The organism is Rhabdothermincola sp. (assembly GCF_036846205.1).
Taxonomy (GTDB): Bacteria; Actinomycetota; Acidimicrobiia; order Acidimicrobiales; family Acidimicrobilacustridaceae; genus Rhabdothermincola.
The window spans coordinates 20,608-35,007 of sequence record NZ_DAIUCK010000021.1 but is presented as its reverse complement, the minus strand read 5'-3'; the positions used below and the strand labels follow the sequence as shown (position 1 = coordinate 35,007).

15 protein-coding genes and 1 other RNA gene are annotated in these 14,400 nt (G+C 72.0%); 12 read left to right on the top strand and 4 right to left on the bottom strand.

Translation table 11 applies throughout. The annotated features are described in order from the left end of the window. The 9 genes from V7004_RS04945 to V7004_RS04905 form a co-directional block, all read left to right on the top strand. Positions 1–754: FAD-linked oxidase C-terminal domain-containing protein (locus tag V7004_RS04945; RefSeq protein WP_334142533.1), on the top strand; the 754-nt coding region annotated here is incomplete at its 5' end. Between the two features lie 2 nt (positions 755–756). Further along, positions 757–1,149 carry a DUF3792 family protein gene (locus V7004_RS04940; RefSeq protein WP_334142532.1) on the top strand — a complete coding sequence of 131 codons (393 nt, stop codon included), beginning with the start codon at positions 757–759 and terminating at the stop codon, positions 1,147–1,149. Beyond that, positions 1,146–2,585 carry an FGGY family carbohydrate kinase gene (locus tag V7004_RS04935; protein WP_334142531.1) on the top strand — a complete coding sequence of 480 codons (1,440 nt, stop codon included), beginning with the start codon at positions 1,146–1,148 and terminating at the stop codon, positions 2,583–2,585. Before V7004_RS04940 ends, V7004_RS04935 begins: the two co-directional genes overlap by 4 nt. Before the next feature lie 41 nt (positions 2,586–2,626). Beyond that, complete coding sequence (locus V7004_RS04930) at positions 2,627–3,037, top strand: cupredoxin domain-containing protein (protein ID WP_334142530.1); 411 nt, start codon at positions 2,627–2,629, stop codon at positions 3,035–3,037. 40 nt (positions 3,038–3,077) lie between these two features. Further along, positions 3,078–3,821 (top strand): ferritin-like domain-containing protein, encoded by a 744-nt coding sequence (locus V7004_RS04925; RefSeq protein ID WP_334142529.1) that lies wholly within the window; start codon positions 3,078–3,080, stop codon positions 3,819–3,821. Positions 3,822–3,842: 21 nt separating this feature from the next. Further along, positions 3,843–4,712, top strand: coding sequence for a ferritin-like domain-containing protein (locus tag V7004_RS04920; RefSeq protein ID WP_334142528.1), 870 nt, complete (start codon positions 3,843–3,845; stop codon positions 4,710–4,712). Between the two features lie 134 nt (positions 4,713–4,846). Continuing rightward, positions 4,847–5,228, top strand: an RNA gene (gene rnpB / locus V7004_RS04915) — RNase P RNA component class A. A gap of 295 nt (positions 5,229–5,523) precedes the next feature. Next, the gene (locus V7004_RS04910; RefSeq protein ID WP_334142527.1) at positions 5,524–6,147 is read left to right on the top strand and encodes a helix-turn-helix domain-containing protein; all 624 of its coding nucleotides are present in this window, start codon (positions 5,524–5,526) and stop codon (positions 6,145–6,147) included. A gap of 369 nt (positions 6,148–6,516) precedes the next feature. Continuing rightward, on the top strand, positions 6,517–7,734 hold the full coding sequence (locus tag V7004_RS04905; protein ID WP_334142526.1) for a DUF3089 domain-containing protein: 1,218 nt from the start codon (positions 6,517–6,519) through the stop codon (positions 7,732–7,734). On the opposite strand, the gene V7004_RS04900 is transcribed toward V7004_RS04905, so the two are convergent. Genes V7004_RS04900 through V7004_RS04885 form a run of 4 tightly spaced genes read right to left on the bottom strand, consistent with a single transcriptional unit; the run spans position 7,712 to position 11,636 of the window. Then, on the bottom strand, positions 7,712–8,278 hold the full coding sequence (locus V7004_RS04900) for a histidine phosphatase family protein (protein ID WP_334142525.1): 567 nt from the start codon (positions 8,276–8,278) through the stop codon (positions 7,712–7,714). The genes V7004_RS04905 and V7004_RS04900 overlap by 23 nt on opposite strands. After that, positions 8,279–8,764: a metal-dependent hydrolase gene (locus V7004_RS04895; protein WP_334142524.1), complete on the bottom strand. Its 486-nt coding sequence runs from the start codon at positions 8,762–8,764 to the stop codon at positions 8,279–8,281. Positions 8,765–8,775: 11 nt separating this feature from the next. Further along, positions 8,776–9,489: a zinc ribbon domain-containing protein gene (locus tag V7004_RS04890; RefSeq protein ID WP_334142523.1), complete on the bottom strand. Its 714-nt coding sequence runs from the start codon at positions 9,487–9,489 to the stop codon at positions 8,776–8,778. Further along, entirely contained in the window at positions 9,489–11,636 is a 2,148-nt protein-coding gene (locus V7004_RS04885) for a transglycosylase domain-containing protein (protein ID WP_334142522.1), read from the bottom strand. Before V7004_RS04885 ends, V7004_RS04890 begins: the two co-directional genes overlap by 1 nt. Positions 11,637–11,681: 45 nt before the next feature. Between V7004_RS04885 and V7004_RS04880 the strand changes: the two genes are divergently transcribed. From V7004_RS04880 to V7004_RS04870, 3 genes are all read left to right on the top strand, one after another. Next, on the top strand, positions 11,682–12,620 hold the full coding sequence (locus V7004_RS04880) for a TIGR03621 family F420-dependent LLM class oxidoreductase (protein WP_334142521.1): 939 nt from the start codon (positions 11,682–11,684) through the stop codon (positions 12,618–12,620). Between the two features lie 4 nt (positions 12,621–12,624). Then, positions 12,625–13,650, top strand: coding sequence for a Gfo/Idh/MocA family oxidoreductase (locus V7004_RS04875; RefSeq protein WP_334142520.1), 1,026 nt, complete (start codon positions 12,625–12,627; stop codon positions 13,648–13,650). Positions 13,651–13,719: 69 nt separating this feature from the next. After that, positions 13,720–14,400, top strand: coding sequence for a TetR/AcrR family transcriptional regulator (locus V7004_RS04870; protein ID WP_334142519.1), 681 nt, complete (start codon positions 13,720–13,722; stop codon positions 14,398–14,400).

Genomic DNA, 14,400 nt, shown 5'->3' with positions numbered 1-14,400 from the left:
CGCCCCGCCCCACACCCGCCAGGTCGCGTTCGGCTTCCGCTCGTTCGAGGACGGTCTCGACGCCTGCCGGCGCATCCTGCGGCGGGGGGCGACCCCCGCGGTGCTGCGCCTCTACGACCCGGTCGAGGGGGAGCGGAACTTCGGCACCGGCGAGCTCGCGCCGCTGCTGGTGTACGACGAGGGCGACGGGCAGCTCGTGGACCCCACCCTCGAGATCGTGGAGGAGGAGTGCGAGACCGCGCTGGCGCTCGACGCCGGCCTGGTCGACCGGTGGATGGCCCACCGCAACGACGTGTCCGCGCTCGAGGCGCTCATCTCCCGGGGCTACGTGGTGGACACGATGGAGGTGACCGGCCCGTGGGCGGCCCTGCCCCGCATCTACCGCGACGCCCTCGCGGCCATCGGCTCGGTGGAGGGCACGCTGGTGGTCAGCGCCCACCAGTCGCACTCGTACCCCGACGGTGCCTGCCTCTACTTCACCTTCGCCGGCAAGCCCGAACCCGGCGACAAGGACCGCTTCTACCGTGCCGTGTGGGATGCCGGCACTCGGGCGGTGCTCGCCGCGGGCGGATCCCTCAGCCACCACCACGGCGTGGGGGTGAACCGCGGGCGGTTCATGCGCGAAGCGCTCGGCGGGGGCTTCGACGTGCTGGCGGCGGTCAAGCACGCCCTGGACCCCAACGGCATCCTCAACCCCGGCAAGCTCGGCCTGCCCAGCCCGTTCGGGCCCGACCCGCTCATCGGGCCGAACTGACGGTGAGCACCCTCGGCGACACCCTCGACCTTCGGGCCATCGGCGCGGGCCTGTTGGTGGCGATGGTGATCGCCGCGCCGGTCGTGGTCGCTGCCCGGCTGGCCAGCAGCGGCGAGCGCGGCGAGGCTTCGATGTGGTCGGCGGCGGTGGCCGTGGCCAGCCTGGTGGCGGCCGGCGCCGGTGGCGTGGTCGCCGGCCGGCGCCAGCGCGACTGGCCGGTGCTGCACGCGGCGGCCGCCGGGGCGGCCCTCTATGCCGCGGTCCGGCTGCTGTGGGCCCTGCTCGGTGGGTCCGTGCCCAATGTGCTGTCGCTGATCCTGGTGACCATCCTCTACGCGTCCGTCGGGGCGGTGGGCGGCGCGATCGGATCGATGCGAAAGGTGCGTGAGCCGTGAGCTTCCTGGTCATCGACGTGGGCACCAGCGGGGTGCGAGCGGCGATCGTCGACCCCGACGCCCACATCACCCGCGACGCCTACCGCGAGGTGCTCCCCTCCTCCCCCGCGCCCGGCCTGGTGGAGTTCGACCCCGTGGCGATGGCCGAGGCGGCGCTGGCGTGCGCCACCGAGGTGCTGGCCGGCGAGTCGGTGGAAGCCGTGGGGATCACCAACCAGCGGGCGTCGACGATCGTGTGGGATCGGGCCAGTGGGGAGCCGGTCGGCCCGGGCATCGGCTGGCAGGACCTCCGCACGGTCGGTGACTGCCTGGTCCTGCAAGCCGAGGGCCTGCGGTTGGCTCCCAACCTGTCGGCCACCAAGCTCGCCCACCTGCTCGACCAGCACGATCCCGATCGTTCCCGGGACCTGTGCTTCGGCACGGTCGACACCTGGATCGCCTGGCAGCTCTCCCAGGGTGCGCTGCACGTGACCGACCTCTCCAACGCCGCGGTGACCGGCCTGGTGGATCGTGACGGCAGCGGCTGGGACCGTCGGGTGCTCGAGGTCCTGCGGATCCCGGCCGAGATCCTGCCGGCGATCGTCGATTCCACGGGGGTCGTAGGCCAGGCCACGGCGCTGCCCGGGGAGCCGCCGATCGCGGCGCTGGTGGGCGACCAGCAGGCCTCGCTGGTCGGGCAGGGTTGCGTCGCCCCGGGGCCGGCGAAGATCACCTTCGGCACCGGCGCGATGCTCGACGCGGTCTACGGGCCGACCCGACCCGGCTTCGAGACCCGGGGCGGCGGCGGGACCTTCCCCATCGTGGCCTGGCGGCGCGACGGCCGGGCCACCTGGGGCATCGAGGCCATCATGCTCTCGGCGGGCACCAACGTGGAGTGGCTGCGGGACGACCTGGGGGTGATCGCCACCGCCGAGGAGTCCCATACCGTCGCCGCCCAGTGCGCGCACACCGACGGGGTGGTGTACGTCCCCGCCCTGTTGGGACTCGGTACGCCGTACTGGGACTACGGGGCCCGGGGAGCGCTGCTCGGCCTCACCCGGGGCACGGGCCGCCCACAGCTGGTGCGGGCCGTGCTCGAGGGGGTGGCCCAGCGGGGGGCCGACCTGGTGGAAGCCGCGGAGCTCGACGGGGGGACGCCGATCCCGTCGTTGCGGATCGACGGGGGAATGAGCCGCAACCCCACCTTCGTGCAGGCACTGGCCGACGCCTGCGGGCGACCGGTGGAGGTGTCGCCGGTGGTGGAGGCGACGACGCTCGGCGCCGCGCTGCTCGCCGGGCTGAGCACGGGCGCCTGGGGAAGCTGGGACGACGTCGCCGGCACCTGGCAGCCCCGGGAGGTGGTCGAACCGGCCGGTACCCTCGACCGGGACCGCTGGCGGGAGGCAGTGGAGCGGGCGAAGGGCTGGCACGCCGACCTGTCGGCACTGGACTTCTGATGGACTTCTGAGCGCCGGTGGCCGCAGGGGCACGCCCATCGATGAGCCGCTTCCCCACCCGTCGTCGGCCCGGCGATACGGGCCTCCCGGCCGGCGCAGCCCGGGTGGCCGCGGCGACGCTCGGGGTCGTCGCCGTGGCGGCGCTGCTGGCCGGGTGCGACACCCGCTCGCCCGGCTCCACCGGCTCGGTACCCCAGGCCCGGGAGGCCACGGTGGTGATCGAGGATCACCGCCTCACCCCGAAGGAGGTTGCGATCCCCCGGGGTGGGTCGGTGCGCTGGGAGAACCACGACGACACCGGCCACTGGCTCGTGGCCACGGTGCCGAATGTGCTCGACACAGGCGAAATCGGCAAAGCTCAGAGCTTCACGCAGACCTTCGACCGGCCCGGCACCTACCGCTACTACTGCAAGATCCACAACTACATGAAGGGCACCGTGGACGTCCGCTGAGGCCGTCGGCCGGTGCCCCGCACGGAAGGGACGAGACGAGATGAGCATCCGCCGTCTGGTGGCCCAGGTTGACGACCAGCACCGGGAGGCGATGAGGACGATCGCCGACGACCTGGCCGAGCAGCGCGCCGCGACCCGCCCGGCGGCGGTCGACGAGTCGCGGCGCCGCTTCGTCCGCCGGCTCGGCCTGGGGGGCGCGGTGGCGCTCGGTGCGGCCGCGGTCCCGGCCGCGGTCCTCTCGGGAGCCGCGCACGCCGCGGAGACCCAGGGAGCCGGCTCGGCTGGAGGCAGCACGACGAAGCTCCCGGCATCCGACCTGTCCCTGGTGGCCTTCGCCGTGGGGCTGGAGCTGGCGGCTCGCTCCGCCTACGAGGTGGCACTCAACACCAAGTTCCTGTCTCCTGCCGAGGCGCAGTTGTGCCGCACGTTTGCCGGGCATCACCTCGACCATGCGAACGCGCTGGCGGTGCTGGCCGGTGAGAAGGACGCCTCGACCAGTTCACCGAACGCCAGCGTGGTGGCGGCCGTGCAACCCCAGCTCGCCCGGGCCACCGATGCCCGGGGGCTGCTGCAGGCGCTGTACTCGGTGGAGGAGCGGGCGGCCGCGACCTACGAGGACGCGCTGGGCCTGCTCGAGTCCCCGGCGGCCGCGGGACCAGCGGCGAGCATCCTGCCGATCGAGGGGCAGCATGCGGTGGTGCTCGGCCAGTTGCTGGAGCTTTCCCCCGGTGAATGGATGCCGACGTTCCAGACCGCCAACGACGCGTTCGACTACACCCGCTGATCCGGCGGGAGAGGAGTGACGATGGAGTTCAGCCGAGACGAGGTCCGCCGCCAGCTCGCAGAGGCCGAGCGCGAGCACACCGAGGCACTGCCCCGCTGGCGGGAGGCGCTCAGCCGGGTGTTCGACCCCGATGCCGACACGTCGCCGGGGGTCAAAGCCGCACTGGTGGGCCTCCCCGACCGCCGCGGTTTCCTGCGCATCGGCGGAGCGACCGTGGCGTTCTCCGCGGTGCTGGCGGCCTGCGGCAAGGCCAAGACCAAGCAGATCCCCGTCACTGGCACGACGCCCAGCACCACCCCGGAGCAGGCGACCCAGCTGTTCGACCTGGGCCAGGAGCTCAACCTGAACCTGCTCCGCACCGCCCAGTCGATTGAGGAGCTCGCGGTCCAGACCTACCAGAAAGCTCTCGACTCGGGCCTGGTGACCACCACCTCGGTGGCCGACGCGATCCGCCTGTTCCAAGCTCAGCACCGTGACCACGCCGGCGCGCTGGCGACCACCACGGAAGACAGTGGCGGCACCCCGTACGCCCAGCCCAACAGCTACCTGGACGAGCAGGTCGTGGGCCCGGCGGTGACGGCGCTGACCGACGAGGCGTCAGTGGTGGCGCTGGCGCTCACCCTGGAGACGACGGCCGCGCAGACCTACGTGTTCGCCACCGAGCTGCTGAGCACCCCGGAGCTGCGCCAGACAGTGATGCGGATCGGCGGGGTCGAGGCCCGGCACATGGCCGTGCTGTTCGGGTTCCAGGAGCAGCCGCAGGTGCCGTACCCGTTCATGCCGAGGCGGGGGCACATCGACGAGAAGGGCTTCGTCGGGGCCGGCTCGTTCACCCCGAAGCCCGAGCAGGAGACCACGACCACCACCACGCCGACCACCACCGCTCGCTGAGCGTCGGCGCGGTTGCAGGGGCGCCGGTGCGCTCGTGGGCCCGGCGTCGGAACGACCGTGGTCGTATCGGTCTCGGGCGCGGTCGGGGACGCGGTCGTCGCCGCGGCGAGGGCATGGCACACTGGGAGCGACGGTGAGTCGGCCGGGTGACCGCGGCGTCGCGCCCTCGGGTGACGGCGTCGAGGAAGGTCGGGGCTCCACAGGGCAGGGTGCTGGCTAGCGGCCAGTCGGGGCGACCCGAAGGACAGTGCCACAGAGAACAGACCGCCGATGGCCGGCCCGGGCGACCGGGACGGCACAGGCAAGGGTGAAACGGTGCGGTAAGAGCGCACCAGCATCCCGGGTGACCGGGATGGCTCGGTAAACCCCACCCGGAGCAAGGCCACGCAGGGGGTATGGGCGGCCCGTCCGCCGAGGCTTCGGCCGAGGCAGCCCCCGGGTAGGCCGCTGAGATGGATGGTCACCCAGGCGCCGGGAGGCGCTGGACAGAACCCCGCCTACAGGCCGACTCACCGTCGCGCCCTCGGGCCGGGGCGCGGCCCAACCAAGAGCCGACCCAGACGGTGATGACCGGGATCCCGGAGGGCGGTCACGGTGGTCTCGTACCTATCCGTCAGTCGCAGCAGCGGCCGCCGTGATCGTCATGAGGAGAGCGGGATGGGGGGTTGGGACGAGGACTGCCTGAGTGATCTGGAACAGCAAGGCCAGGGCCTCACCACGCCCCACGCGTCACCGCGAAGAGCGAGCCGGATCACCTGCAGAGACGGAAGATTCGTTCCATATTTGCTTGTTAGTCGGGTAGCCTTACGGTGTGGACTTCGTCCGACCCATCGAGGCCATCGTGCCAGGCGCCCAGGGGCGGGTGCTCGCCGTTCTGGCCGAGACCACGGCTGAACTGAACCTGCGGACCATCGCACAGCTCGCCGGGATCAGCCAGGCCCAGGCGTCCCGTTTGCTGCCCAACCTGGTCGCGCTCGGCGTCGTCGAGCGACGGGAGGTGCCGCCGGCATCACTCTTCCGGCTCGTGCCCGAGCACGTCGCATCCCGGGCGCTGCTCGCCCTCGCCCGCTCGACCGACACCGTGCTCCACGAGATGGGTCGACTGGCCGAAGCGCTCCCCCGGCCGCCGGTCAGTGTGATCGTCTTCGGATCGTTCGCCCGGCGCGAAGCCGATGCCGACAGCGACATCGACGTCGTCGTCATACGACCCACCGATATCGACGAGGACGATGACACGTGGTCGGCCTCGCTCGAAGCCTGGCGTCGCGACGTGAGGCGGCTCACCGGCAACCCGGTCGAGTTGCTCGAGGTGAGCGTGGACGAGGCGGCCACGAAGCTCAACGGCCGCGCCCAGCTGTGGGCCGACATCCGACGTGATGGCCGTGTGGTCCAGGGCCTCAGCATCGATGAGCTCCGGGCGGTACGCAGTGGCTGACCCTTCTCCGCCAAGCAGGCCCCGACGGCGCCGAGGTCGCGCGAGACCTGCGCCGGCTCCTGCCGCTCAAGACAAAGGCCGAGTACAAACCCGACGACATCGCACCATCCGTCGCCGCCAAGGCGGTCGAGCGCGCCCAACGGTGCGCTGCCGTGGCCCGTCGAGTCGGGTCGACCGCGAGGTAGACGTCAACCGGCCAGCGAGTGACGGTGTTCGATCGCCGACATCTTCCACCGGTATCACGTGCTGTTGACCGGTACATCCTTCGAAAGACTGACCCCGGTTATTCAGCAGGACTGGAAAGGGCCGTTCCGTAGGCCGTCGTTCTGACGAACCGGCCACACGACGCCCCGCGTGCGATGATGGCGCATGCCCACCCGGACTCGCGCAAACCCCGCCCGGCCGTTGCTGCTGGTTGTCGTCGCGGCCTGTCTCGCCGTCACGGCCTGCAGCTCGGGCGAAACCACCACCGCCGCGCCGAGCACCGAGGCGCCGGCGACCACCGCCCGCCCCGCGCCGTCGATCCCCCCGTACACGAGTGAGGTGTACGCCGATCCGGCTCACTGGCTGTGCCGGCCCGACCTGCCCGACGACGTCTGCCACCAGGACCTCGACGCCACCGTCGTGCACGCCGACGGGACACTCGAGGTCCAGCGCCACGTCGCCAACCCCGACGCCCCGATCGACTGCTTCTACGTCTACCCGACCATCAGCGCCGACCAGAGCCCCAACTCCGACCTGGTGCCCAGCGATGCCGAGAAGGGCTCGGTGCTCACCCAGGCCGCCCGGCTGAACAGCCAGTGCCGGGTCTTCGCCCCCGTGTACCGCCAGATGACCCTGCCCGCGCTGCTCGGCAGCGTCCCTGCCGATCGCCTCGCCGCCAGCCAGGTCGCCTACGCCGACGTGCTCGACGCGTGGCGCCACTACCTGGCCAACGACAACGACGGTCGCGGCGTGGTGCTCATCGGCCACTCGCAGGGGGCGAGCCACCTCAACCGCCTCGTCCGGGAGGAGATCGACCCGAACCCCGACCTGCGATCGCTGCTGGTGGCCGCCTACCTGATCGGATCCACCGTGCGGGTGCCCGACGGGGCCGACGTCGGCGGGGACTTCGCCAACATCCCGCTGTGCCGCAGCCAGGACCAGATCGGCTGCGTGGTGTCCTACGCCTCCTTCCGCTCCACCTCCCCGCCGCCTGCGAACAGCTTCTTCGGCCGGGTGCGCGGCGGCGACGGGGTGGCGGCCTGCGTGAACCCCGCGGCCCCGGCCGGTGGCCGGGCGTCGCTCACCCCCTACTTCGCCACCGGCGACTGGGTGCTGCCCGGCGCCGGCGCGGCCCGCGCCATCACCACCCCGTTCGTGACCCTGCCGGACCTGCTCGACGCCGAGTGCGTGCAGCGCGACGGGTTCAGCTACCTCGAGGTGTTCGTGAACCGCGACCGGGCGGGCCGGCGGGCGCAGGACATCACCGGGGACCTGACCCCGGAGTGGGGGCTGCACGTGGTGGACGTGAGCATCGCCATGGGTGACATCGAGCGGATGGTGGGGCAACAGGCCGCGGCCTTCACAGGTGCGCCACCTCGTTGAAGGTGTGCAGCACCGGCCCCCGATCGCCCAGCGCGATACGGGTCAGCGAAGCCGGAGCCACGAACAGCCGCCAGGTCACCTCGTCGCCGACACCCAGCGCCCAGGCCACCGCGGCCTTGATCGGCGACACGTGCGACACCACCACCACCGTCTCCGACCGGGCCCGCTCCACCAGCGTCTCCAGCGACGAGCGCACCCGCTCCCCCAACGCGGCGATCGACTCCCCACCGGGCGGGGCGAACGACGGGTCCCGGCGCCAGGTGGACCACACCTCCGCCGGCACGTCCTGCAGCGGCGTGCCGTCGTAGTCGCCGTAGTCCAGCTCGATCCAGCGCTCGTCGACCTCGACGGGAGCCCCGAACGCGGCCGCGGTCTGCCGGGCCCGGGTCAGTGGGCTCGACACCACCCGGTCGACGGGGCCGACCGCGGCGGCGAGCCGGGCCGCCTGCCGCTCCCCCTCCTCGTCGAGGGGGACGTCCAGCCGGCCGAGCAGCAACCCGCTGGCGTTCGCCGCGGTGCGGCCGTGGCGCACGATCACCAGCACCTAGCTCACCAGGTCCCGGCTGAGATGACCGGTACGCACGAACAGCTCGCGCCGATCCCGGTCGGCGAAGCCGAACGTGTGCCAGCACCACACCAGCGCCCCCAGACCCGCGAGCTCCAGCAGGGCGATGACCGCCGGTGACCGATCCAGCTCCGGCAGCCCGGCCGCGTCGAAGCCCACACCGAGGAACGGCCACCAGAACACCGCGGCGTTCGTCCAGATCCCGTCCAGCACCAGGTGCATCAGCATGCCGATCGGCAGGCTGATCCATCGCCGGCGCACGAGCCGCCGCCGTTGGGTGGCGAGCATCACCACCGCCAGCAGCGCCACCGAGGCGACCAGGGTGTGGGCCAGCCTCGGGCCGCCGAGCACCACCTCCCCCAGCGGCAGGACCGCGCCGAGCATCACCAGCCGGTAGTCGAGCGCGGGGCTGCGGAACACCAGCCACACGAACGCGAAGCTCACGCCGGCGAACCAGAGGAACATCGGACGGCCCCCTAGCGGACCAGCAGCCGGCCGCACTCCTCGCAGTGCACCAGTGCGTCGGGCGGTTCGTGCTTGATGCGGTCGAGCTCCACCGCGGACAGGCTGAGGTGGCACCCGCCGCACTGGCTGCCCACCAGGCGGGCCACCGCGATGCCCTGCAACCGCCGGCGGAGCTCCTCGTAGTGGTCGAGCAGCTCGGCCGGCACCGCCGTGGCGATGTCGGCCCGCTCGGCCTGCACCGTCGCCAGCTCGGCGGCGATCGCGGCCTCGGCCTCGGCCAGCGCGGCCTCGAGCGTCGCACCCTGCTGGTCCAGCTCGGCCCGCTCGGCGGCGCGGGTGTCGAGCTCCCGGTCCACCGGCTCGAGCTGCTCCATCAGCTCGAGCACCTCGTCTTCCAGTTGGCGTTGCCGCCGGCGCAGCGAGTCGAGATCGTCCTGCAAGGCCTGCAACTCACGCGGTGAGGTGACCGAGCCCGAATACAGCTTCGTGTCGACCTCATCGGCCTTGGCGCTGATGCTCGCCACCTCGTCCTCCAGCCGGCGTTGGGCGCGGGCCAGCTCGTCACGTCTGGCGTTCACCTCGGCGGTCGTCGCGTCGTGCTCGGCCACCCGGTCGAGATGTGCGTCACGCGCCGCTCGCTCCGGGAGGGTGTCGAGGCGGTGGCGGAGTTGGTCGGCTCTGGTGTCGTGCTCCTGTAGGCGCAGCAGGTCGTCGAATGCGTTCATCACCCTCCAGATGGCCCCGGGGTGCTCGGTGCTGGCCCGTTGCCCGGCGGGGGCCCGGGTTCGGGGCTGGTGGTCGCCGGAGGCGAGGACGTCGACGAGCTTCCGGGCGTGGTCGTGGTCGTGGTTGATCGCGGGGTACCCGAACCGGGCACCGTCCCGAAGATCGGCTTGCCGTCGGGGCCGATCCGCACCCCGTTGAGCGCGTTGTCACCCCGGCCCACGACGGGTCGCCCCGCTCGGTCGGGCTTGGGACACGGCGGGAACGTCCCCACCGGGAGATCAGCGTGGACCGCCTCGTTGAACGCCCGCCAGAGCATCGCCGGGTAGGTGCCACCGAAGTTCGCCACCCCACCCAGGTTCGCCATCGAGATGTCCTGGTCAGGATTGCCCATCCACACCGCGGTGGTGAAGTAGGGCGTGAACCCGACGAACCAGGCGTCGAAGTTCTCCTCGGCGGTCCCCGTCTTGCCGCCCGCCGGTTGGCGAGACAGCCGCGCCCTGGTGCCCGTCCCGCTCTTCACGACCTCCTGCAGGATGTCGCGCGCATAGCAGGCCGATCGTTCGCTCACCGCCTGCTCCCCCGCAGGCTCGTGTTCGAACAACACCGTGCCGTCGCGATCCTCGACCCGCTCGATGAAATAGGGCGGCATGCGCACCCCGTTGTTGGGAATGGCCGAGAACGCGGACGCCATCTCGAGTGGGGTGATCTCTCGGGGACCCAGCGTGAGTGACGGTACCGGTGGCAGCTCGCTGGTCACTCCCAGCTTGCGGGCGGTCTCGACCACGCTGGGGATGCCCAACACCTGTGCCAGCCGCACGAACGCGCCGTTGGAGGACCTGGCCGTCACCGAGGTGAGCGTGCCTCCGGCGCCGGAGACCACGTAGGGGTTCTTGGAGCACCCGGGGCATTTGAACGCACCACCTCCGCCGATGGTGTCGTTGGGCTGGTTGCCCTGCTCGAGCGCGGTGAGCAGCGTGAAGACCTTGAACGCGGAACCGGTCGGCTGGCCGGGCGGGTGGGTGGCGATGTCGTACTTGTAGTGGTCGTATCCCGGGCCGCCCACGAGTGCTCGGACCGCGCCCGTCGAGTTCTCGACCGTGACCATCGCCGCGGTGACGCCCTTGTCGTTCCTGGGGACGCCCTGCGCGTGGGCCAACTCGGCGGCGAACTGCATCCTCGGGTCGAGGGTGGTGTAGATCCGCAGCCCTCCCCCGAACACCCGCTCGATGCGCTCGTCGCGGGTGGACCCCAACCGTGGGTCGTCGAGGAGCTGCTGCTTGACGTTCTCGACGAAGTAGTCATCGGGTGGGGGCAGCTCGATCTCGTCGCGGCAGCCGGCGGGCCGGGGAGTGCCGGTGCTGCAGAGGTCGACCGGCAGGGGCGCGCTTCCGTAGCGGGTGGCGTCCTCCTGGCTGATCGTGCCGAGGCTCACCAACCGCTCGAGCGCGGCCCGGCGCTGCTCATAGGCCCGCTCCGGATGGCGGATCGGGTCGTACTGCACGGGGTTGGAGATCAACGCCGCCAGCAGCGCACCCTCGGCGTACCCGAGCTGCTCCACGTCGACCCCCCAGTAGGTTTCGGCCGCGGCCTGCACCCCGTATGCGCCCGATCCGAAGTAGACCGCGTTGAGATACTTCTCGAGAATCTCGTCCTTGCTGAGCTGCTGTTCGAGACGCAGTGCCAGAGGGATCTCCTTGGTCTTGCGATCGAGGTCCCGGGAGGAGTCACGCAACAGCGCGTTCTTCACCAACTGCTGGGTGATGGTGGAGCCGCCCTGCTCCACGCCGCCCGCGGCGACGTTCTCCGACAGCGCCCGCCCGATGGCCCGGAAGTCCACCCCGTTGTGCCGGTAGAAGTTCGCGTCCTCGACCGCCAGGATGGCGTCGATCACCGGCCGGGGCACACGCGACAGCGGGACGGGCTCACGGTTCTCAGGACCGTGGAAGGTCGCCAACAAGCTGCCGTCCGAGGCGTACACCTGGGAGCGCACCGCGAAGTCGTCGAGCGCCGCCAGATCGATCTCCTCGGCTTGTGCCTGCACGGAGCTGGTCAGCTCGCCCACGGAGGGCACGAGCGCGACCACCGCGCCCGCGAGCACCACGCCGGTGGCGCAGATCGTCACGACGAGGAGCACGAATTTCCGCACGCGCTCACGACGATACTCAGCTACCTGATCGGTTAGCGTGCCGCGATGGCGCACGACCGACCGTTCCGCTTCGGGATCCAACTCTCGACCGCTCCTTCGGGCGCCGAGTGGGCGGCGCTCGCCCGCAAAGCGGAGGACCTCGGCTATTCCACGCTCTTCCTACCCGACCATTTCGGTGACCAACTCGCGCCCCTCCCGGCCATGCAAGCCGCCGCCGACGCCACCACCGAGCTGCGGGTGGGCGCCCTGGTGTTCGACAACGACTTCAAGCATCCGGTGGTACTGGCCAAGGAGATCGCCACCGTCGACGTGCTCTCCGGTGGCCGGGTCGAGCTCGGCCTCGGTGCCGGGTGGATGACCACCGACTATGAGCAGTCCGGCATCCCCCAGGACCCCCCGGCGCTGCGGGTGAGCCGGATGGAAGAGAGCATCGCGGTGCTCAAGGGGCTCTTCGCCGATGGCGCGCTCGACTTCGCCGGTGAGCACTACACGATCACCGGCCTGGACGGCCGACCCAAGCCGCTGCAGCGACCGCATCCGCCGCTACTGGTCGGTGGCGGGGGCCGTCGGGTCCTCGGCATCGCGGCCCGCGAAGCCCAGATCGTCGGCATCAACCCGTCCCTGCGCAGCGGGCGGATCGACGCCGAGACGGCCGCCGATGCCACAGCGGCGGCCACCGACCGCAAGCTGGCGTGGGTGAGGGAGGCGGCCGGGGCACGGTTCCCGGAGATCGAGCTGAGCTGCCTGCTCTTCGCGGTGGTCGAAACCACCGACGCCGCAGGAACGGCGGAGCTGATGGCTGGGGTCTTCGGCATCCCGGCGGAGGAGGTCCGGGAGGTCCCGCACGCACTGATCGGGACGGTCGAGGAGATGTGCGACCTGCTCGAAGCCCGGCGGGAGCGCTGGGGCCTGTCCTACGTGGTGGTCCAGGGCGACGCCATGGACACCATGGCCCCGGTCGTCGCTCGCCTCGCCGGCCGCTGAGGCCGTGACCACGGTCGCGTTCGCCGGCGCAGGCCCGCTCACCGCGGTACACGGGCTCGCCGCGCAGGCACTCGGTTTGCGGGTCAGCCACGTCGCGGCCGGCACCGCCGAGGAGGCCGCCGAGCGGGCCCGCCAGCTCGGGGCCCGACCGTGCACCTACGAGGACCTGCCGGCGGGCGCGGACCTGGTGATCGTGACCGCGCCGCCGGCCCTACGAGCCAACGAGGTCCTCCGCTCGGTGCGCGCCGGCGCCGCAGTGCTGGTCGAGCCGCCGCTGGCGGCGACGCTCGCCGACGCGGACGCCATCGTCGACGCCGCGGCCCGAGCGACCGCACCGGTGCTCTACGGCGAGAGCCTGCTGCACGCCCCGGTGGTGCGGGCCGCGCTCGATCGGGTGCGGATGATCGGCCCGATCGAGCGCATCGAGGTGCGGGCGCTGCACAGCCCGGCGGATCGCCGAGTCGGGGCCGAGCCAGGTGTCGAGGCAGGGGTCCTGGCCGAGGTGGGCACCCGCGCGCTGGCGGTCGCCCTGGCGCTGGCCGAGCCCGCCGGGCCGGTGGCGGTGCAGGCCCGGCTCGAGCGAACCGGGCCGGGGCAGACCGACGACCGGTCCGAGGTCACGCTGCGCTTCCCGGGCGGGGCGGTGGCCACGGTGGTCGCCAGCCGGCGGGAGCCCGAGCCTGCCGCGGTGTGGGACCTGCAGGTGTCGAGCGCCACCGGGGTGGTCCGCGCCGAGCTGGCGCCGACGACGTCGCTGGAGCACGACGGTGAGCCGGTGCCGGTCATCACCCCGCCGGCCCCCGGCGACGTGCCCCAGCTCGAGCAGTTCGGCTATCTCCAGCAACTCCGGGTGGCGGCCGCGGCGGCCGCGGGGCGGGCCCAGGACCTGTGGAGCCCCGTCTTCGGGAGAAGGGTGCTCGAGGCGTTGTTCGGGGCGTACGCCGCGGCGGCCGAGAGCGGCTCGTGGCAACCGCTGCCCTTCACAGGGCCGCGGGGTCGCCCGCCGCTGGCGAGCTGGACCACCCCATAGGCGGTAGGCGCTCCCGGTCACCCCCGCCCGTTTGCGCAGACCCTACATCGGTCGTTACGGTTGGTAACAGTGACTGACGGTAACGGTGATCCGCCTCGCCGCCCGAACCGGGCCGGCCGCGACCGAGCTGCGAGCGTGGCGGCGGAGCGCGAGCGCCGCCGCCAGCAGCTGCTCGACGCCGCGGTGGCGCTGGTGCGCCGCGAGGGCCCGTACGCGTCGATGGAGCAGATCGCCGCCGAGTGCGGCATCACCAAGCCGATCCTCTACCGCCACTTCGGCGACCGCCAAGGGCTGATCATGGCCGTCGCCGAGGGATTCGTGAGCGACCTCATCGCCGAGCTCGCACCGTCGCTGGTCAGCACCGAGCCACCCCGGCGACTCCTCGAACGCACCATCGACGCCTACCTGGGGCTCATCGAGCGGGACACGAACCTGTACCGCTTCCTGTCGGCCCACGCCGACCCGGGCAAGCGCGACCTGCTCACCGCCCTGATCGCGGAAGAGATCGCCATCGTCTTTGAGCGTGTCCTGGCCGACACCGGCCTCGACCCCGCCGACGGCAAGCCGTGGGCCTACGGGGTCGTCGGCATGGTGCACCTCGCGGGCGACTGGTGGGTGGAGAGCCGCGCCCTGTCCCGCGACCGGCTCGTCGACCGGCTCACCACCCTGCTGTGGTCCGGCTTCGAGGGCATAGGCCTGCCCGACCAGCGACCGACCGTCACCCCCCGTACCCCATCCCCCGAGGAGTGA